Genomic DNA, 19846 nt, shown 5'->3' on the forward strand with positions numbered 1-19846 from the left:
ATCAAATGTATGAAATTTTATTCAAACCGTTGATCGGTCTCCTTATTCCTATAAACGGAAAGGGGTATCGATCATCCACCTCGAGAGTCGAAAATTCGCTATGCAGGACCAATATACTCTCGCTTAAACATGTCTTTATGCGTATCACTTTGCTAAGTTTATTCTTGGGAGCTGTATTGGTACATGCCAGCCCAAACGTAAATGCTCAACGCATCACTCTAAACAAAAAGTCGATAAGTGTCATTGATTTCTTTAGAGAGGTCAGAAAACAGACGGCTTATGACTTTGTATATGACCATTCTATCGTAAAGGACAAACGGATATCGCTTGTCGTAAACGAAATGCCACTGGAACAACTGTTGGAAAAGGTGCTCCCCGAAATTCAGCTTTCCTGGAAAGTAAAAGATCGAGTGATTGTCATCGATGAAATAGCATCTACTTCTTCAAGGCTCGTGGCTCAACAGTCCATAACAGGTAAAGTGACGAATGAAAAAGGAGATCCTTTGATAGGGGCTTCTGTATTCAGCGCACAGCAGAATACCCTGACCGACGAATCTGGCAAGTTTAGTATTGTGGCTAAAACCGGAGATGTAATCACTATCCGTTATGTAGGCTATGAAACGAAAACAGTTTCAATTGTAAACAATGAGCCGTTGAGAATTCAAATGCATGCGCAACTGGAAGAAATGGAAGATGTCGTCGTAACGGCGCTGGGATTGAAAAAATCAGAATCCAGTCTCGGCTACGCTGTCGAAAATGTAAAAGGAGAGATTTTTGAAAAAGTAAAATCAGATAAGGTAATCGATATGTTGGCAGGACGGGTCGCTGGCCTGCGTGTCAATAGCCGATCGGGAGTATTACAGGATGCTGCTATCACGCTCCGCGGACGAGAGCCTCTCTATGTCGTAAATGGTAATCCTGTAAATGTCGGCTTTAGAGGGATTGCAGCCGACGATATAGAAAGTGTCACGGTTCTGAAAGGCCCACAGGCATCGGTTCTCTATGGTTCCAGAGGTATTGATGGTGCTATAGTTATTACCACGAAAAACTCGGGAAAGAGCGATGAGGTAGAAATAGCGGTCAACTCATCCAATATGTTGGCTGCTGGTTTTATTTCATTTCCAGAGGTACAGGAAGTATATGGACAAGGCGAATTTGGTCAATATGCTTTTAAAGATGGTAAAGGTGGCGGATTGTATGATGATATCTGGATATGGGGGCCTAAATTAAATCAAAAAGATCCTAATACACCAAGCGGCTACTGGGAAACGACTCAATACAATAGCCCTAAAGATCCGACAACGGGAGAGCTGATACCACTGCCCTGGGTGTCCAATAAAAATAATCTGAAGCGTTTTTTACTGCGTGGTGCCACGACCAACAATAATGTATCGCTGTCGCAACGTCTAAAAGATGGTGGATACAGTATAGGCCTTAACCAGATGTACAGACAGGGTATGGTGCCGAATACTTCGGTCAACCAGATAGGACTTAACGTGGGCGGTAACTACACCATCCGAAAGCGGTTGAAGGTAGACGTGAATGTCAATTACAGCAATCTGTTTACGGACAATTACCCACCAGTAGGATATGCCAATGACCAGGTGTTCTATAATACGGTAATGTATATGGGTGCCAATACGGATATCATGGACCTGAGAAACTACTGGAAAGAGGGACGGGAAGGATATGAACAGCGCAATTATAACTACGCCTGGTTCCAAAACCCGTGGTTCATCGCCTACGAATACATCAGGCCCTACGCCAAAAAAAGGGTGATATCATCGATCAACTTTGACTATGATTTTGGGAAAAACACACATTTCATCTTAAAAGCAGGTAATGACTATCAATTCACCAATAATGAAACTTTTCAACCTTATGCCTGGGTAAATGGCGAAACTGGCAAGTACAGCAAGGCAACCTATGATGAGACCCTACTGGATATCAATGCCATGGTAACCACAAAGCAACAGTTTGGAAAATGGTCCGTGGATGCGATGGCTGGTGTAAACTGGAATGAGTTGGATCGAAATACCATGACTGGTGAAACCAATGGTGGCTTGATAGTACCCAATGTATACAATTTTACAAATTCGAAAAAACAGGCTACCGTATCCAACTACCGCACTGACAAGCGTATGTATGGTCTTTATGGATCACTGACCATGGATTGGGACGCTACACTTTTCTTGACCTTTACGGGGCGGAATGACTGGTCTTCGGCACTGATAAAGAACAACAGATCTTACTTCTACCCTTCGGTGTCCTCCAGTATCATTGTTTCCAATCTTGTAAAATTACCTGAACCTATCAGTTTCTTAAAAGTACGTGGATCTTGGGTAAACGTAGGTCGTGATATGGATGCTTACAATCTATCGACCAATTATTACCTGTCACAAGTCTGGGGCTCGGAACCTGCATTTGCCCCAGAAGATAGAGTCATCGACCCTAATATCGAACCGAGCATGACAGATTCGTACGAGATGGGATTGGATATTCGCTTTTTTAATAACAAGCTCCGCCTAGATGCTTCCTACTTCAATACATTAGACAAGAACTGGATACAGGAAGTCAATATCCCCCACCCTTCTGGACACAGCAAGATGCTGACGAATGGGAATGCTTATCTCCGAGATGGATATGAGTTTATTCTAAGTGGAAAGCTGAAGGAAAACAAGGACTTTTCCTGGGAAGCATCTGCCAATTTCTCGAGCTTTAAAACCGTACTATATGACATCTATAACGATCAATATAATTACGGAAACTTTAAGATCGGTGACAGATCTGATGCTTTCTACGCTACTGTATATATGCGTGAGCCTGGCACCGAAAACTTTGTAGTCGGAAATAACGGACTGCCATTGGTCGATAAATTCAGCCGTAATATGGGCAATAAAGATCCCAAATGGGAAGCTGGATTGACAAATAATATCCGCTATAAGGACTGGAACCTAAGCTTTAATGTCAGTGGCAGATTCGGAGGTCTGATATACTCCCAATTAAATGCTCGCATGCTTGAAACTGGCGCCGACAAGCGTACCGCCAGCCTAGAGCGAGAAGAAGATTGGGACAGAGTTCCATCCTTTGTCCCGAACGATGCTGTGGTAGTGAGCAGTGGTGATATTAAATACAGCCCTACTGGCGAAGTCCTCGAAGACACACGGGTATTCGAGAAAAGTACTGTCCCAGTTATGTACAAAGACTGGATGCGACAAATGGGCAGCCTCGGCGGACGCATGACGAAGGGGTGGAATGTGTATGATGCCAGCTTCATCAAACTGAGAGATATAGCCATCACTTATACATTGGATAAGCACCTGGTCCATTGGAAAGCCTTCAAATCGGCCAATGTATCCTTGATCGGAAACAATGTTCTGATGTGGAAAAAATTACCGCACGAGGACCCCGATGGTAATGTAAGTACACTCGGTTATCCGACAGAAAGATACCTCGGTTTAAATCTAAATGTCAAATTCTAAAAGATAGATCTATGTCACATATACACAAAACAATACTCATTATTCTTGTCGTGGGGCTTAGTATCGCTATGCCGGGATGCCGTAGCAATATGGACGAAATCAGCAAAAACCCAAACCGATCAGAAGTTATCAATCCGAACAACCTGCTGACTTATCTCTGCCTGTATACCTTTAGTCCAGACTATTTTGGTTTGAACAGGCAGCTCGACAGTTACTTTATAGATTGGCGCTTTGGTGGGAGCCATCTTAATTGGTTACGTCGTAACTTTAATGGGGAGTACCGCTTTCTGACGGTGTCAAACAGTATGAAGTCTGAAGCGGAGCGACTGAACCAACCCGAGTATCTGTCGCTGGCCCGCTTCTTCGACGCACACTGGATATTTACATTGACGCGTCTGTATGGTGATGTCCCTTATTCCGAAGCCAACAGGATAAACCAAGGGATTACCCAACCTAAATATGACGAACAAGAGGAGATTATAGTCAAGGTATTGGAAGAATTGGCTACAGCAAATGACGAGCTGTCCAAACTGGGAGACAAAACTATAGCGGGGGATATCATTTTTGGAGGTGACCTCAAAAAATGGCGAAAAATGATCAACAGCTATCGTCTAAAAGTTCTGATAAATCTGAGCCAACAACAACAATTAAAAGGTACATCGATCGCAAGCAGATTTGCAGATATCGTCAACAATCCTACAGAAAACCCGATTATGGAGCACCTCGAAGACTCGCCCATACGCGACGAGAGCAATAATCCGAACAACTATTACTTGTACCTTGACAATAATTTTATATCAGGCTATCGAATCACTCAGTTTACAGCGGAGTACATGAAGGATAGAAATGACTATCGCCTCACTAAGTTTGCTCAACCTACAATCTTGGCCGAAAATGGAAATCTTGACCCCAACAATCTGCAAAATTATGCAGGAACGAATCCGTGGCCCAATAAGGAGAACAATGTAAATTATCAATACGAGGACAGTAAAAAGATATCGCGAGTAAATAACAGATACCACCGCGAACCTATAGGCCCTCCGACTATGATATTTGGTTATCCCGAGCAGGAATTTATACTTGCGGAAGCGGCACTAAGAGGATGGATAAACGGCGATGTAGCGCAACATTACAAAAACGGAATATTAGCATCTTTCAAATACTTTGGACTGGAAAACAGAGGTTCGGCTTTCATTCAACAACCTAAAGTGCAGCTTGCAGGAAGCGATAGTGAGAAGTTGGGACAAATCATCACCCAAAAGTTCTTAAACTTCTTTATGCAAGGAGGATATGAACCTTATTTCGAGCTAAGGCGTACGGGGTATCCTGATTTTGCCGCTTACGTTACGCCTGATATATCGACCTTGTACAACAATGGGCAGCTACCGCTCCGATATCTATATCCTTTGGGCGAGTTGACTGATAATAAAGCGAATGTAACAACTGCAATCTCGCGTCTTCCGGGCGGAGATCAAATATTTTCAAAAATGTGGCTATTAAGAGGTTCGGACAACCTTCGGAATCCCCAACCTTTTCCTTACCAATAAAATCATGACAATGAAAAGAATAACATTTCTCAAAAATCTATCTTACGGACTCGGATCGACACTCTTAGGAACAACACTACTATCTTGTTCTAAAGGTACAGATGGTCCAACAGTAGAAATTCCCAGCAAAGTCCTCCCTATAACCACGAAGGGTAAGCTACGGATTGGCGTTATTACGGACGTACATAAAGACTTCTTCCCTGATGCAGATCTATATCTGCAAAAGTTTATTGATACGGCCAAACAAAGTAATGTAGATCTGATAATCCAGATCGGTGACTTTGTATATCCTCATTTTAAAAATGACGGTTTCATGCAGATATGGAACTCTTTCGAAGGCCCCAAATACCATGTACTGGGCAACCATGATATGGACACTGCAAGTAAGAGTGATTTTCTGACTTATGTCAACCAAAAACAGCTGGGCAACTATTACTCCTTTGACAGCAATGGCTTTCACTTGGTGGTAATGGACACGAACTACATCAAAAGTGGCGGAATATACACCGATTACAACGCTAAAAACTATACGAAACACCCTGCAAACGAAATAGGCTATGTATCGAAAGAACAGCTGGATTGGCTGCGCGAAGATCTACGCAAGACGGACAAACCTTGTATTATATTCTCGCACCAGCCATTCAATGGCTCGGCAGGCAACAGTAAAGAAGTACAAGAGATACTGAAAGAAGAAAATAAAAAGGGTAAAAAAATCATTGCGGCATTCAGTGGGCACCTGCACAAAAACTGGTTGATTGATATCGATGAGGTCAGTCACATACAAGTCAACAGTGCTTCCTATTTTTATGTCGGTAAAAACCATCCAACAGTCACTGGACGGTTTCCAGCGAGTGTAGAGGCCAACTATCCGATCATGAAAGAGTCTGCTCCTTATGATGATTCGCTGTTCGCAATCATTGACTTCGATGGGCCAGACAGAGAAATAAAGATCCAGGGAAGGAAATCTAACTTTATAGCTCCGACTCCGTACGACCTCAACTACTATACGTACGTAGATCAGCAAAGTCCTTCTTCTAATATTGACAACCGTATAATTAAATTTTAAGGAAATGAAGATGCACACTATACTATGGGGCGTAGTCCTAGCCCTACTAATCGGCTCGTCATCCTGTACAAAAGACGGTGATACGGGACCGGTAGGTGAAAATGGAGTGAAGGGACCGCAAGGACCTACGGGAGATAAGGGACCTAATGGTGATGATGCAGATATCAGTAATGTTGAGATATTTGGCTCGGAATGGTCGGACGCAGTTTTTACAGGATCCGGTACGGATTGGAAGTTTAAGATTGCCGCTCCTCAAATCACACAGGAAGTACTCGACAAATATGTTGTCCACGTCTACTTTTTCAACAATAGCGGAAATTATCTTTATAAACTACCTTATAAAGGGACTTATGCTTCTACAAATAAGATCATCTCCAAGATTTCTGTTGGTGAAGTAGAAATACAAAGTACCTATAAAGCAAACGCAAAATTCCGGTTTGTGATCATAGACCCAAATAAGAGTTAAACATTTAATCGTCACGAGTTATGAAAAATAAATTTATATACCTGATCTGCCTAACACTACTTATCTCTGCTGTGGGATGTACGAAAGAATCGCCCGTCGGCCCTCCTGGACCACAGGGAGAACAGGGCGACCCTGGCAAGAAAGGAAATACGGGTGAGAAAGGCGAAAATGGTGATGATGAAGGAGCCAACGTAGTCGTGTCGGACTGGAGCACACAGGCTTTCACCGGTGCACAAAGGAAATGGTCCGCTAACATAACCGATAACCGCATCACCGAAGCGATATTGGATAAAGGCGATGTATCCGTATATGTAAAAATAGATGGTGCTGTCTACGAACTGAACTATTTTACCAACAGTGCAAATATTATCCAGTCGGTGTCTATGGGTAAAATACAGCTTCAAAGTACGTTTGATGCATCAACTATCGAATTCAGGTATATTCTTATTCCTGCAGGCGCGAAGTCGACATCTTTAAGCAGTACCTCAATGGGACTGCGGACTGAAAAACGCCCCTCTTATAAGGAGTATCAAAAAATATATGGTTTTAACAACTAAAAAAAGACAATGAAAGCAAAAGTTGCAAACATCCATGTATTGTTATGGATTGGATTAGTAGTGTCGATATGCCTAACTAATTGCAGAAAGCCCTTACTGCCCGGCCCAATGGGGACTCAAGGAGAGAAAGGAGAACCTGGTGACCAAGGAACCGATGGCAACAAGGGCGACCCAGGAAAAGGTGGTGGATTGGGAAATGTGTATTACTCCGATTGGAAATATTATGATTTCACCAGTTTGAATACGGGCTACTGGAGAGCTACAGTGAGCGAACCGGTTATCTCTAATGAGATCTTAACGAAAGGAACGACTATCGTGTATTTCAAGAGAGACGGGCAGGTTTTTAAAACAGACTATCTAACTGATAGTGAAAGTTTGACGCAGCGATTAGAACTGGGGCAGATATGGTTATACAGCAGCTGGGATCCCAGCTCAACCATGTTCAGGTATATCATTATACCTCCCAGTAAAACGATAGCAGCAAAAGCCATACAGGCTAAAAGCAAGTCGACGGGACAGGCATATGTTGAACTTTGTGAAATGCTCAAAATAGAGCTTTAATAAAGACCTCCACCTTGAGAATTCGTTCGCTCAGGGTGGAGGTTTACACAACCTACTTTACGAAACATGTTATGAAATACACCTGTTTAGTGAAGCACAAACACCTGAGAGTCCGCCAGCCGGCGGATCATGAAAAAATAATAAGCATATGAAAAAAAACATTATTTTATTGATACTATTCTGTACGCTGGTGGTGCATACGCAAAGTCAGACGAAAACTACAGTAATTGCGCATAGAGGCGCCTGGACTGCTCCGCATATACCGGAGAACAGTATCGCTTCTTTGAAAAAAGCTATTGAAATAGGATGTGGGGGATCAGAGTTTGATGTATGGCTAACAAAAGACAATATCGCTGTGGTGCACCACGATCCTACTATCGATGGTCTCTCTATCGAAAATTCGGAATGGAAGGAACTGAAAAAAAAGAAACTCTCTAACGGAGAAAGGATGCCTACTTTGAAAGAATATATCAAGACAGGCATGAAGCAGCGTGGTACACGGTTGGTACTTGAGTTTAAATCTTCAAAATTGAACAAAGAACGGACACTACAGTTAGCCCAACACTGTGTAGACCTTGTCAAAAAAATGAAAGCAGAGACTTACGTAGACTACATCGGATTTGATTATGAAGGCTGCAAACTCATCAAAAAATTGGATCCAAAGGCAAAAATCACCTACGTGAATTGGAAACATGACAAAGATCCTGCGCAATTGAAAACAGATGGCTTTTATGCGGTAGACTATAATTATAAGGTATATCTAGAGAACCCTGCATTAATCAAATCTTTCCGGGATCTCGGAATAAAGCTCAACGTATGGACTGTCAACACGGCGGACGATATGAAATGGTTTGTGGACAAGGATTTTGACTATATCACTACAGATCACCCCCATTTGCTATTTGAAACGCTGAAAGAAAACTAGAGGTATTACTGACAGCGGAAAAATAAGCCTTGGCCATTGCATAAGCCAAGGCTTATTTTTTTAAGAAATCGGTTATTCTTGCCGCTATATCCGGCCTACTTCCTTTGCATTCTCGCCTATTGTGGCGCAAGGAGATATTGGACACACAGAAACCGAATCAATTGATCGATTCAATATTTACTCAACTTACTTTCAAAGAGTAGGATGTATATTGCAATGGCTTTAAGACGTGTACAACCGGAAAACTTATCTGACGGAGATCATCGAGAAAGCAGTATTTTTAAATAAGACAAACCTTTTTATTAAAAAATAATTTATAAATTTGTCAGCACAAAACATCAATTAAGCAAAAAATGTAACAACTAATTTCTTTCAAACCAATCAGAGTGACTGTCCAAAAGAGGTTGCCTTATTGTTCTCTCCTTAAAGAAAGAAATTTTGCTTACTGCCCAAATTTACCACATACATAGCGTACAGGAATTTACTGCTTTGAGGGGAACATATCAGCCTTTCAGTCAACAATCGCAATAAAATAAATTTTAATCGGTAACTATTCCGTGAAAAACTAAATATTATGACACAGAAAATGAATGTATCTGGATTATTGCCCAATCCGCCAACAGGTGGCATATTAGAGAATATACAATCCTACCTGAAAAACAGCGGTATACCATCCTATCGCTTCCAGCAACTGGTCTATTCCTTACAACAAGGCTGCATAGATTTTAAAGATGCAAAGGAACTTCCCAAACCACTACGTGAACAACTGATTTCTGAATTTGGCACAACCCCGATACCACTCCATATTATAGAAAGTCACAGCTCAAAACAGGTTGAAAAAGTGCTCTTCGAAACAAAGGCGAAAGCAAAAATCGAGACCGTACTATCTCATTATCGAACGGGCTGGACATCCATGTGTATTTCCTCCCAATGTGGATGTGGATTAGGATGCAGTTTTTGTGCCACTGCTGCAATGGGACTTATGAAGAATCTTACTGCAGATGAGATTTGTGCGCAGGTTTTTCATCCCTATTGGCAAAAAAGGTTGCCCGATAGTATCGCATTCATGGGAATGGGAGAAGCTCTTGCCAATCCCAATATATTTACTGCTATTGAGGCTTTTACTGCGAAAGGCTATGGGGGGATTTCCCAACGAAGAATCACGGTATCAACCGTTGGCTTCGCTCCTAACCTAGAGCAACTGGTTCAAAAGTACCCTCATGTAACTATTACATTATCGGTTCATTCTCCATTTTCAAAACAACGAGCAGAATTAATCCCTCTTGAGAATAAGTTTCCATTGGCTGATAACCTTGCTGTTTTGAACAGTTATGTCAAGGCTTTTAATCGCAAGGTGTATCTTGCCTATTTGCTGATTAAAGGTATAAATGATACAGACGAACATCTAAATGCACTTGTTGATTTAATAAAGTCTCAATATAGACCGGAACTGTACCATGTGAGTGTTATTCGGTATAATAATGCATTGGGTGCTAATCCTGCTTATCAACAGCCATCGGCAGAGGGTATATCAAAATTTGTGGAGCGCTTGCAATCCCAAGGCATTCATGCTACTAGGAGAACTCAATTCGGCTCGGGGATAGAGGCTGCTTGCGGCCAACTGCATGCTAAATATGAGCAAAAAAGGAAGGGCAACAAATAATGATTGTGAACTCCTGAGCCATAAAAGGACAATATAAGCCTCATCGAGAGATCAATATAGAAGTCCGATATGCCGTGATGTATATCGGACTTTGCCCTTTAAATTAACCTAAGTACCTACAAGAGCGTAGCTTCAATCCCCTTGGCTTTGAGGGCATCCAATACAGATTCTTCGGTCTGGAACAGGGTCATTTTTTTCAGGTTGGGAAATTGATCGATGTCCGCAAAGGATCCAATGGTAAAAGTATCGTCTTCCCCATCCCAAAAAGGACATATAGTCCTGTAGATCTCGTTCCCTCCATCCTGGTAGATTTCGGTAACGGAATCGGCCCATTTCTTATCAATCTTTAATGCTTTAAAATAGGCAACGAGTTCGGGGATGGGATCATAACCTTCTGCGTCTACATCAATACTTCGCCCCTTGTATAGATTAGCAAATTCATACACTTCTACCATGGGCTTCAACACTTCTTGGACATACATCAACTCATCGATAACAGCTAATTTGAAATTGAAATCGGAAAAGGTTATGCTGTCTTTCACATTGTTTTTGACAGCGTATATATTCTTCTTTTTTGCAGACGCCACGTAGCTATAATTCTTTCCGAGTTGATAACTGTAAACAGGGCTGTTACCTTCTAATCCATAACATAAGGCATATAAGGCCCAGGGGCCTATTTTTCCATCAAAATCTTTTTTCCCTCGGACGGATACGCCATTAAGGTAGATGTCTCCTTCATAAAGTCCGATGGAACGGTATTTAACTTCTTCTTGTGGATGCTGTAAAAAGCTAAGACTTATAACATTATCCATAACCCCATATTCTGTATAAATACCTAGATCATCCCAAGCGACGTGCCACATATTGTCGTCCCAATACTCGCGAGATGGTTCGCCCAAAATAGAATTTAAATAGGTGATGGAAGTCGGAAAGGTAAGGGAATGTGCGTCCAACCATATCCCCTGCTCATTCAATTCAATTTTCATTCGTTCTTTGGTTTCCTTTTTACGGCCAAAAAGCTTGTCTAATAATCCCATTAGTGCTGTTATTTTTTTTATATGCTTCAAGTGACAATATAAATCCTAGTCCCCAAAGTTGATGCCAGCTTGTCCTCTTTTGCTAAGATACCGATTTGTTTTACGCTACACTCTGATTGACTGCTGTAAACTTCTGCAGGGCGACCTGGATCAAGCTTATGTTGCTCAACATTCTTATTTAATTAACTCAAAAGTAACAATCACAACTTGCTTTGTCACAAAACATTGAATATCTTAGGTGTGATAAAGAACCCTATTAAAAATCTTAAATAAACAAAGTTATGAGGCATTCCTTTTCACTGCACCACTTTCCAGACGCTGTAATGGAGATCGACACCTCAGTATGGACAGGTCGAACAAGCCTATTTAAAGATGGCGTAAAACTGGAACGTTCTTCGGAAAAAGGAAAGCCTTTCCTGGCGGAATCAGACGCTGGAGAGCTGATTAAAATATACCCTAAAGCGACCCTTACGGAACTCACACCTGCATTGGAGATTGATGGTATCAAGTACTGTACACAGACCAAGCTTCCTTGGCATCAGAGTGTGGTGGCTCTCCTGCCCATGCTATTGATTTTTGTCGGTGGCGGCTTGGGTGGTGGCATAGGCGCAGTAGCTACCATGCTGAACGTTAAAACTTTCAGAGGAAGCGAATCTCCCATAACCAAGTACTTCAAGGTAATAGGGATATCTGCACTCTCCTATGTATTGTATTCGCTTGTCGCGTATCTGCTGATAAAGATGATCGAAAGATAAACCTGATGTACACTACCCTGCTTCGATAGTGACGAGATGATGGAAGACATAAAATGTAACACGTAATATTTATTATGTTAAATAACAAGAGCATTACAAAGGGGAATACATTGTACTCCCCTTTAAAATAGTTACAATACTTCGCTTAGTTTTTTCGCTAGAGCATCGCTATGCAGGTTCTTCGCTATAATTTTACCATTCGGATCTATGAGAAAATTCTGTGGAATGGCTTTAATACCGTACATAGCCGTAACTTCGGAATTCCATCCTTTCAGCTCACTGACATGATGCCAAGGCAGTCCATCCTTTTCGATGGCATTCAACCAATCTTGTTTTTTACCTTCTTTGTCCAAGGAAACACCCAAAATAGTGAAGTTCTTATCCTTAAAAGCATGATAAGCTTTTACCAGATTCGGATTGTCTGCGCGGCATGGTCCACACCAGGATGCCCAAAAGTCGACCAACACATATTGTCCCTTGAAATCAGCTAAATTGATCATGCGTCCTTCGGTGTCGGGCTGGCTGAACAAAGGCGCTTGTTTGCCTATTCCTACGATCTTGGTTACTGCAATATCTGATGCCAGCTGCTTTCCATGCTGCTGTGCTTGTAACTGTGGAGACAACGATAACAGCAATGGCTCGATGTAATCGGTATCAATATCGTATCCTGCTAATTCTTTTAATGCCAAAAGACTGAAAAAAGAACTTGGGTTAGCTTTTATATAGTGTTCCTTTGCTTTATTGCGTTCTTGTTCTAGTTTTTCAATACGACCGATAACTTGCTTCATTCCAACAGTATCAGTCCCTTGCTCCTGATAGAGCTTTGAACGCTCGCCCATAAGTTCGTCCAGTTGCTTATCCAGTGTACGCATATGTTGCGCATAGCCTGCATAATCCCGTTGTATAGCCGTTCCTACAATTTTAGCATCTGCAATTTTCTCCTTAAAATCTACTTTAGTTACCCCTTTGTCGACATACAAATTGACTTTGTCCCAAGTACCGACACGGCCCCTACTGAAAAAAGAGGCGCCCGATGGCGAATAGTATAGGTTAACTAATGTTGCTTCATTAGCTTTTCCTTTATAGGTCTGTGCCTTCCCATCAAATACCACCGAATCCAGTACCAAGTCCCGACCTATAAAATAACGAACAAAGACTTTTGCCGTCTTAGGCACATCTTTCCCCGGTTTAATCTGAATACTAAAATCATGATCCTGTGCAGACACACTATGAAATGCCAAAGCACTAACGAGTAAGCTCCAAAATATTTTCTTCATCGTATCTATTGATTTATAGGAACTAAATAGCCTGTGCTCTAGCTAATAACGCATCGGCTATCTTTACAATTTTAGAGGTCTCCAGCTCTGCCAAAGCACGTGCGGCTTCAGCAGCTTTCACCGCTTCCTTTTTCTTTTTTAAGGTGATACAGATCTCTGCAAAAGTACCTTGATTGGAATAGGAGTTCTCATTTAGGGCAACGGCTTGCTTTGCCAATACATAAGACTGCTTCAGTATTTTTGCAGAAGGCTCTTTACCTGTTCCATACTTGCCCGAATAGCGTCGAGCGATAAAGCTTAACCGCTCATCCTCCTGTTTAAACAAACCTTTGCGCAACTGATTGGTATAATCGATAAATTCCTTATCGGTGCCATGAGCTCCTATCCATTCGACCTTAAACATTGCCGCATCAACCTGACTCGCCTCGTCCGTTTTACTTGAAAAATAAGCTAACCCTTCTTTAAATTGTGCCTCATCTTTAGTGCGGATATAATCATACATCGCATATTTCATCAGATGAGCTTCTTTCTTTTCAAAAGCCTCTGCGGAAAGTATTCCTTTGAAATATGGGCGATTGTCCATAAAGAATTTACCATACTTATCTTTTGGACTTTGTCCAAATAGCTCAATAATATTCCAGCCTGCTTCAGACTTTAAGAAGGAAGGATCCGCAATTTCATCCAAAGCGTTTTTAGCTTCCGCTGTCGAAGCGGGATCCACCTTGGTCATCGTTGTAATATAAGCGGCTAAAAAGCTGGGGCTTCGCTCGCCTGCCTCGTAACGAGCACGAATAGTTGGGATCTGAAAGTTAGGATCTAATGCACGCTTGCCCTCGGCGATAAATTCCGGTGTTTCCATCCTAGACTGCGAGCGATACATTAACTCACCTTCTGCATCCAAAAATAGATAAGTCGGAAAACTACGGATATTGTACTGCTTGGCCACATCGATTCCCTCTCCTACTTCACAGTCAAACTTGATATTGATATAATTGGCATTGTAAAACTTGGCTGCAACGGCCTGATTGAAGACATTCCCTTCCATCCATTTGCAGGGCGCACACCAAGAGGTATAACCATCGATAAATATCAACTTGCCACTTGCCTTCGCTTGTGCCTTGGCTTCAGAAAGGCTTATTTTTTGAAAATTGATAGCTTCTTGGGCTTGTACAATCGTACAAGCCACAAGGAAAACTAAACTAAATATAATACGGTTCATAGGTATTAATCTGTTTTTATAAGGTCCTATTAATTTGCTTTTAAAATTTTTAAAGGCGTATTACCTTTGCTCGATCTGCTTGGTAATACGCCTTTGGATTTATCTTTTGTATTGTGGCATGGTAGGGTTAATATCCAATGCCTTGGGGGCAACAGGAAAGATCATTCGTGCATCCCCCGATGACATACGGAATTCCTCTCCTTCTACGTAATGTACGATATCCTTGGTTAGGTCGCCCGTCAGGTGTAAACGCTTTAAATCTATCAATCGCGTACTCGCTGTTAATGGCATTTCCCTATTGCGTTCGTCCAAAACCAGCTGCAAAGTCTGATCTTTGTTCAAACCCGTAATAGGCTTATTGTTTTCAATACGTTTATCTCTTAACGTGTTAATCAAACGCAATGCTTCGGCTGTAGAGCCAATACGGGCTTCGGCTTCCGCCGCAATCAGGTACAGCTCAGGCGTTCCGAAACCAGTGTTAAAGTCTATCCATGGCGCCCATAACACCCGGCCAGGAAAGCGGATTACATTTGCGCCGAAGGAAGCACTGTCACGACAGAAAAATAATTCGTACCGCATGTCCTTAGCATGTGCATCCAAGTTACGCTTGTAAGTTTCCATCAAATCATTTGAAGCATAGACCTCTGTATTTAATGATCCGTTTGATGCTGTCCCCATTCGTCCCCAAAGAACCTCATTGTTATCTCTGATTTCTGGAAATTCTTCGTCTACATCTGTTTTTAGATGTACCCTTCCCCAAGTAGACTTTTCTTTGGTCGTATACAGATTATAATCTTCCAAATAATCGTTCAGCTTCAGTGCTTCGGTGGCATTTTCCAAGGCCGCTTTAAAGTCCCCCTGATATAGAGCCATTCTACTTAGAAACCCATATCCAACAGACTTTAGGGCTTGGTACTTGTTATTTGAATGGGTTGCAAGATGAGGTAAAGCGTCTTCTAAATCCTGTCGTACCAATTCGTAAATCTTTGCTACTGATACACGCTCATAGGTCTTTGTAATATCCTCAGTAAGTACCAAAGGCACACCTAAATCCGTATCTGCTGTAGCTGCATCATAATGCTTACTATAGATATTGACTAAAGATAAATACTCAAAAGCCCTACCTACTTTCGCTTCTGCCCACACTCGTTTCTTTTCAGACTCCTTACCATCCTTGGCAGCGAGTACGTTATTAATAATTACATTGAACGTAAAAATATGAGAATATGCAGTTTCCCAATAAATCTCATATTGTCCATCTTCGAATATCGGACCATGTTCAAAAGTGTACAAACGCTTTTGGAATGTCGAATAGTAGTCAAAACTTGCTGATCTATTCACGTCAACCCTAGTGCCTGACAGAATGTTGTCCGTTATGTAGTTAGAAAACACTGGCGAGGCACGTATCAGACCTTGATCATTCAAAAGTAACTGATAGTCATTGAGCAACTCAGGTATCGTAAACCCTTTAGGCTTCACGTCCAGGTAAGAATTACAACTTGAAAGGAATATAGAAGCTACTAAAGCTATAGAAAATATTTTCTTCATGTTTTTTGATAATTAAATGAATTATAAACCAACCGATACACCGAAACTGTAAGTTACTGGAGCCAAAACACCTCTCGTTGGTGAATCCGGTGGACGATATCCCTCAGGAAGCTTTAAATTGTTGGGGGTTCTACCGTAACCGAACCATACTTCTGGATCGATATTGTGCTTGTTAGCTGCCCAACGCCACGCATTCATCACCTGACCGGTAATACGAACATAACGCAATGGTGTTTTTTCTACTAACTTGGCTGGTAAATTATAGCTTAACGAGATATCGCGCAACTTGATATAATCCGCACTTTCCACAAATCGATCACCTGCAGAGTAAATATCCGTTACCGTGTTAGAAGCACCAGCCATATAACGCGGAGCGATATCGGCATCCACTTCGTCACCAGGGTTTCTCCAGTAGTTTAACCAAAGTCTATCAAAGTTGGCGGTATAATTCAACATCGGATATTTAGTCAAAGGCTCTGGTCGTACGGAGCGCATCACATGACCACCATTGAAAATAAACATAAAGTTTAAGGAGAAATCTTTATAGTCAAAACCATTTCGGAAAGCTACACTATAGGGAGGAATAGTCGTACCATTATAGATCAAATCATCTACACTCAACTGCTGTGTTGTCTTGACCAGTGTGCCATCCGCCTTACGGGCTTGTGGCGCTCCAGTAGCGTCAAGCCCCGCATAGTCAATACTATACAAGCTACCTATTGGCTTACCTACACGCTCCTGTACGGTATTATAGTAGCTGTAAGGCGTGCTCTGCTGGGTATAAAGATTTGTTATTTCATTTTTATTATAGCTAAAATTCAATGTAGAATTCCATCTAAAATTATCGTACTGTATCACTTTAGCATTCAAAGCTACCTCGATCCCGCGATTACGCATATTACCGTAATTCATGTTGACGACAGACCAACCTAAAGTAGGATCCACTGCTGTAGGTCCTAACAAATCAGCTGTACTTTTGTTATAAATATCTACTGAGGCTGTCAATCGATTAAATACGGAAACATCTATACCAAAATTGAAAATATCGGTGCGTTCCCAACGTAAAGAAGGATTGGGTGGAGATGTAATACCAGCCTGCATTTCTCCTGTAAAGTAATTTAATCGTGAATTGACCTGAGATATGAGGTATGGGCCATTACCTTTAGGTACATTACCATTTACACCATAAGTCATACGTACTGCCAAGCGATCCAGCCAATCTTGCTCGAACGTAGGTAATTTATATAAAGCCCCAACTGACCATAAAGGTTTATACTGATTCTTGACATCCGTACCAAAGAGGTTGGATTGATCCATACGAATACTAGCTGACAAGGTTAAATTACGATTGTAGGTATAAGACCCGTTAGCATAGAACGAAATAAAACGATCCAGTAGATCCTCAAAACCTTTTTCCTTTTTCTCTAGTGTATAATTTCCAAACAAAGACTCTGTGTTTTTTAAATTAACCCCAAATAAGTCTTCATTAATACCTTTATACACTAAAGAACTCGGGTCATAGCCGTATTTGTATAGATCAGTAAAGCGACTATTGATCTGACGTCGCTCTGCTCCAGCTATCACATTGATGTCATGCTTATCTCCAAAGGTATTTTCGTAATTCAACTGTCCACGTAAGGTATACGAGTTGATATCATTGCGACGCTCTGACAACTGCGCACCCTGTGGTACGTTACGCTTGATGATTCCATCTTTATCAATCTGCGTAGCGTCATTAATTTGACGGCTTACCGTATTGTTGTCTTTCGCGTAGGTGGTAGCCTTGTATCCTTCGGTACGCTCGGTCTGGTACATCAGATCAAAAGTTAAGCCTTTCATTAGCTTAAAATTAGCTCCTACATTAATATTGAGGTATTTGTTAAAGAAGTTGACATGGGTTTTATTAACATGTTCAATAGGCATATAACTCTCGTCTTCTAGCCCAAGACCATTTAGTCGGTCTATTTCAAACTGTGACTTATCACTGTACCATTGTGCTGGTGAGCCATCCGCATTGCGAAGCATAAAGTAAGAAGCTCTACCTCCTACATAGTTGTCATAATAATTAAAACCTATATCACCATCTTGTTTCTGATTCTTACCCAATACATTCAGGTTCACATTCATCCAATCGGTAAGTTTTACACTATTTTTGACATTAAAACCGATCCCCTTATTCACTGGACGTCCTTTGTTATATTCTCCTGGCTGTGTATAATTCAAGGAATAACTGTATTTGTAACGATCGGTACCTCCCGAGAGCGATAGATTGTGCTGTTGGTCCATTATGGTACTGTTCAAAAACTCATCCATATTATCCCAGCGGCTTCTATTACGATATACATCTAGCTTGCTCTCCAATTCCGCATCAGATAACATACCTGCTTTATGCTCATGCAATATCAGGTATACATCGTTCATATATCGCTCTTTTTGTATCGACGAATAATCCGTAGAATTGTATCCAAACATTTGCCTTTGGAAATCTACAAGCTCTGCGGAACTCATTTGGTTTTGGTACTTTTTACTAGGCAATCCTTTAAAAGATAGCGTGTTAGAGTAATCGATCCTAGCAGGTCCTTCTTTTCCCATTTTTGTCGTAATGACAATAACCCCATTGGAAGAACGTACCCCATAGATAGAAGCTGCTGAAGCATCCTTCAATACGGTCATCGTCTCGATATCATTGGGATTGAGTGCTGTCAAATCGCCTTGATAAGGCATGCCGTCAACAACAATCAAGGGAGCTGCTTCCGCATTAAGTGTCGCTCTACCACGAACTTCAATCCCTACTGAATTATTTTTATTCTGAGGGTTAAGTAATGAAGTATTCAAATTGAGACTCATACCTGGCAACAAACCTTCCGCTCTTTCCAAAAAGCTAGTCTGTAGCCTACCTTCCATATCTTTGGATGTAATCTGAGCAAAGGAACCTGCGGCACGTTCTTTACTGATTTTTTGATAACCCGTGTTAACCACAATATCAACCGTCTCAACTTCAGCACTCAGATCCTGAAGTACAATCGTCCCCATATTGGTGGACGCCGTCACTTCCATGGATTTGTAGCCCAGACAAGAACACTCTAGCTTTTGCCCGACATCGACCGTTTGGTTGAACTTAAAGTAACCTTGCTCATCGGTCACCGTACCCAGATCTGTTCCTTTGACACGGATACTGACACCACGAACCGGCTTGCCCTGTGCATCTACGATGCGACCGGATACCTGTTTTTGCTGTACTTCTGCCAAAGCATTAACTGGACTTGCAGTATTGTTAGATACAACTCTTCCTTTTTCCTTGATTACGATGGTTTTATTATCAATCTCGTAACTTAAATTCAAGCTGTTCAAAATCGAAACCAAAGCTTGATCCAGTGGCTTTTGCTCGATATCGACCGAGATCTTGGTATTCGGATCTACATCCCGGGCAGACCATACGTAGTGGTATCCTGTCTGCTTGTTGATCGCCATAAAGACTTGGCGTACTGATGTTGACTTTGCCTTTAATGTAACCTGCTGAGCAATGCCGCTGGCAGAAAGTTGCATCAGGCAAAACGTCATAAAAATCGAAGTCAATGACACTCGCATAATTCTTCTCCTCCATGTCCTACTACCTCTTAGCAGATGGTAGCAGACAACTTGTTTTAATCCCGCAAAATAACCCTTAGAGACAGGGGTATCTTGTCCATAATTTTCATACATTTGATTAGGTTTTAAAAATTTGTTGTACTACAGTTTTAGGC

Annotated in this window: 14 protein-coding genes; 9 read left to right on the forward strand and 5 right to left on the reverse strand. The window is 41.5% G+C overall.

The genetic code is table 11. The features are described 5' to 3' along the window. Positions 1 to 5 precede the first annotated feature (5 nt). The 8 genes from M472_RS42000 (at position 6) to M472_RS42030 (ending at position 10267) form a co-directional block, all read left to right on the forward strand. Positions 6 to 3482: a SusC/RagA family TonB-linked outer membrane protein gene (locus tag M472_RS42000; RefSeq protein WP_081643226.1), complete on the forward strand. Its 3477-nt coding sequence runs from the start codon at positions 6 to 8 to the stop codon at positions 3480 to 3482. Between the two features lie 11 nt (positions 3483 to 3493). Next, a complete protein-coding gene (locus M472_RS42005) occupies positions 3494 to 5029 on the forward strand; it encodes a SusD/RagB family nutrient-binding outer membrane lipoprotein (protein WP_081643227.1) in 1536 nt (511 codons plus the stop codon). A 10-nt stretch (positions 5030 to 5039) separates the two neighbouring features. Beyond that, entirely contained in the window at positions 5040 to 6095 is a 1056-nt protein-coding gene (locus M472_RS0123215) for a metallophosphoesterase family protein (protein WP_021071949.1), read from the forward strand. Between the two features lie 4 nt (positions 6096 to 6099). Further along, positions 6100 to 6561 carry a collagen-like triple helix repeat-containing protein gene (locus tag M472_RS42010; protein ID WP_021071950.1) on the forward strand — a complete coding sequence of 154 codons (462 nt, stop codon included), beginning with the start codon at positions 6100 to 6102 and terminating at the stop codon, positions 6559 to 6561. Between the two features lie 20 nt (positions 6562 to 6581). Further along, complete coding sequence (locus M472_RS42015; RefSeq protein WP_021071951.1) at positions 6582 to 7118, forward strand: collagen-like triple helix repeat-containing protein; 537 nt, start codon at positions 6582 to 6584, stop codon at positions 7116 to 7118. 9 nt (positions 7119 to 7127) lie between these two features. Further along, complete coding sequence (locus tag M472_RS42020; protein WP_022829445.1) at positions 7128 to 7679, forward strand: hypothetical protein; 552 nt, start codon at positions 7128 to 7130, stop codon at positions 7677 to 7679. A gap of 148 nt (positions 7680 to 7827) precedes the next feature. Beyond that, the gene (locus M472_RS42025) at positions 7828 to 8604 is read left to right on the forward strand and encodes a glycerophosphodiester phosphodiesterase family protein (protein ID WP_021071953.1); all 777 of its coding nucleotides are present in this window, start codon (positions 7828 to 7830) and stop codon (positions 8602 to 8604) included. A 574-nt stretch (positions 8605 to 9178) separates the two neighbouring features. Further along, complete coding sequence (locus M472_RS42030) at positions 9179 to 10267, forward strand: radical SAM protein (protein ID WP_021071954.1); 1089 nt, start codon at positions 9179 to 9181, stop codon at positions 10265 to 10267. 116 nt (positions 10268 to 10383) lie between these two features. Here the strand turns inward: M472_RS42030 and M472_RS44765 are convergent, their stop codons facing one another. Next, positions 10384 to 11304: a DUF6892 domain-containing protein gene (locus tag M472_RS44765; RefSeq protein ID WP_021071955.1), complete on the reverse strand. Its 921-nt coding sequence runs from the start codon at positions 11302 to 11304 to the stop codon at positions 10384 to 10386. A 281-nt stretch (positions 11305 to 11585) separates the two neighbouring features. Here M472_RS44765 and M472_RS42040 point away from each other — a divergent pair, with 281 nt between their 5' ends. After that, entirely contained in the window at positions 11586 to 12059 is a 474-nt protein-coding gene (locus M472_RS42040) for a hypothetical protein (protein ID WP_144062791.1), read from the forward strand. Between the two features lie 131 nt (positions 12060 to 12190). Here the strand turns inward: M472_RS42040 and M472_RS42045 are convergent, their stop codons facing one another. The 4 genes from M472_RS42045 to M472_RS42060 form a co-directional block, all read right to left on the reverse strand. After that, positions 12191 to 13336, reverse strand: a complete 1146-nt coding sequence (locus tag M472_RS42045) for a TlpA disulfide reductase family protein (protein ID WP_021071957.1) — start codon at positions 13334 to 13336, stop codon at positions 12191 to 12193. 22 nt (positions 13337 to 13358) lie between these two features. Beyond that, positions 13359 to 14555 carry a thioredoxin family protein gene (locus M472_RS44770; RefSeq protein WP_021071958.1) on the reverse strand — a complete coding sequence of 399 codons (1197 nt, stop codon included), beginning with the start codon at positions 14553 to 14555 and terminating at the stop codon, positions 13359 to 13361. Between the two features lie 99 nt (positions 14556 to 14654). After that, entirely contained in the window at positions 14655 to 16103 is a 1449-nt protein-coding gene (locus M472_RS42055) for a RagB/SusD family nutrient uptake outer membrane protein (RefSeq protein ID WP_021071959.1), read from the reverse strand. 21 nt (positions 16104 to 16124) lie between these two features. Continuing rightward, entirely contained in the window at positions 16125 to 19805 is a 3681-nt protein-coding gene (locus tag M472_RS42060) for a SusC/RagA family TonB-linked outer membrane protein (protein WP_081643229.1), read from the reverse strand. Positions 19806 to 19846 lie beyond the last annotated feature (41 nt).

The sequence above is a fragment of the Sphingobacterium paucimobilis HER1398 genome, assembly GCF_000416985.1.
Lineage (GTDB): Bacteria > Bacteroidota > Bacteroidia > Sphingobacteriales > Sphingobacteriaceae > Sphingobacterium > Sphingobacterium paucimobilis.

Excerpts from the sequence above, each read along its gene's own strand:
- M472_RS0123215 (WP_021071949.1), top strand. The coding sequence starts at position 5,040 with ATGAAAAGAATAACATTTCTCAAAAATCTATCTTACGGACTCGGATCG.
- M472_RS42045 (WP_021071957.1), bottom strand. The coding sequence starts at position 13,336 with ATGAAGAAAATATTTTGGAGCTTACTCGTTAGTGCTTTGGCATTTCAT.
- M472_RS42040 (WP_144062791.1), top strand. The coding sequence starts at position 11,586 with ATGAGGCATTCCTTTTCACTGCACCACTTTCCAGACGCTGTAATGGAG.
- M472_RS42055 (WP_021071959.1), bottom strand. The coding sequence starts at position 16,103 with ATGAAGAAAATATTTTCTATAGCTTTAGTAGCTTCTATATTCCTTTCA.
- M472_RS42025 (WP_021071953.1), top strand. The coding sequence starts at position 7,828 with ATGAAAAAAAACATTATTTTATTGATACTATTCTGTACGCTGGTGGTG.
- M472_RS44770 (WP_021071958.1), bottom strand. The coding sequence starts at position 14,555 with ATGAACCGTATTATATTTAGTTTAGTTTTCCTTGTGGCTTGTACGATT.
- M472_RS42020 (WP_022829445.1), top strand. The coding sequence starts at position 7,128 with ATGAAAGCAAAAGTTGCAAACATCCATGTATTGTTATGGATTGGATTA.
- M472_RS42005 (WP_081643227.1), top strand. The coding sequence starts at position 3,494 with ATGTCACATATACACAAAACAATACTCATTATTCTTGTCGTGGGGCTT.
- M472_RS42000 (WP_081643226.1), top strand. The coding sequence starts at position 6 with ATGTATGAAATTTTATTCAAACCGTTGATCGGTCTCCTTATTCCTATA.
- M472_RS42060 (WP_081643229.1), bottom strand. The coding sequence starts at position 19,805 with ATGTATGAAAATTATGGACAAGATACCCCTGTCTCTAAGGGTTATTTT.
- M472_RS42010 (WP_021071950.1), top strand. The coding sequence starts at position 6,100 with ATGAAGATGCACACTATACTATGGGGCGTAGTCCTAGCCCTACTAATC.
- M472_RS44765 (WP_021071955.1), bottom strand. The coding sequence starts at position 11,304 with ATGGGATTATTAGACAAGCTTTTTGGCCGTAAAAAGGAAACCAAAGAA.
- M472_RS42015 (WP_021071951.1), top strand. The coding sequence starts at position 6,582 with ATGAAAAATAAATTTATATACCTGATCTGCCTAACACTACTTATCTCT.
- M472_RS42030 (WP_021071954.1), top strand. The coding sequence starts at position 9,179 with ATGACACAGAAAATGAATGTATCTGGATTATTGCCCAATCCGCCAACA.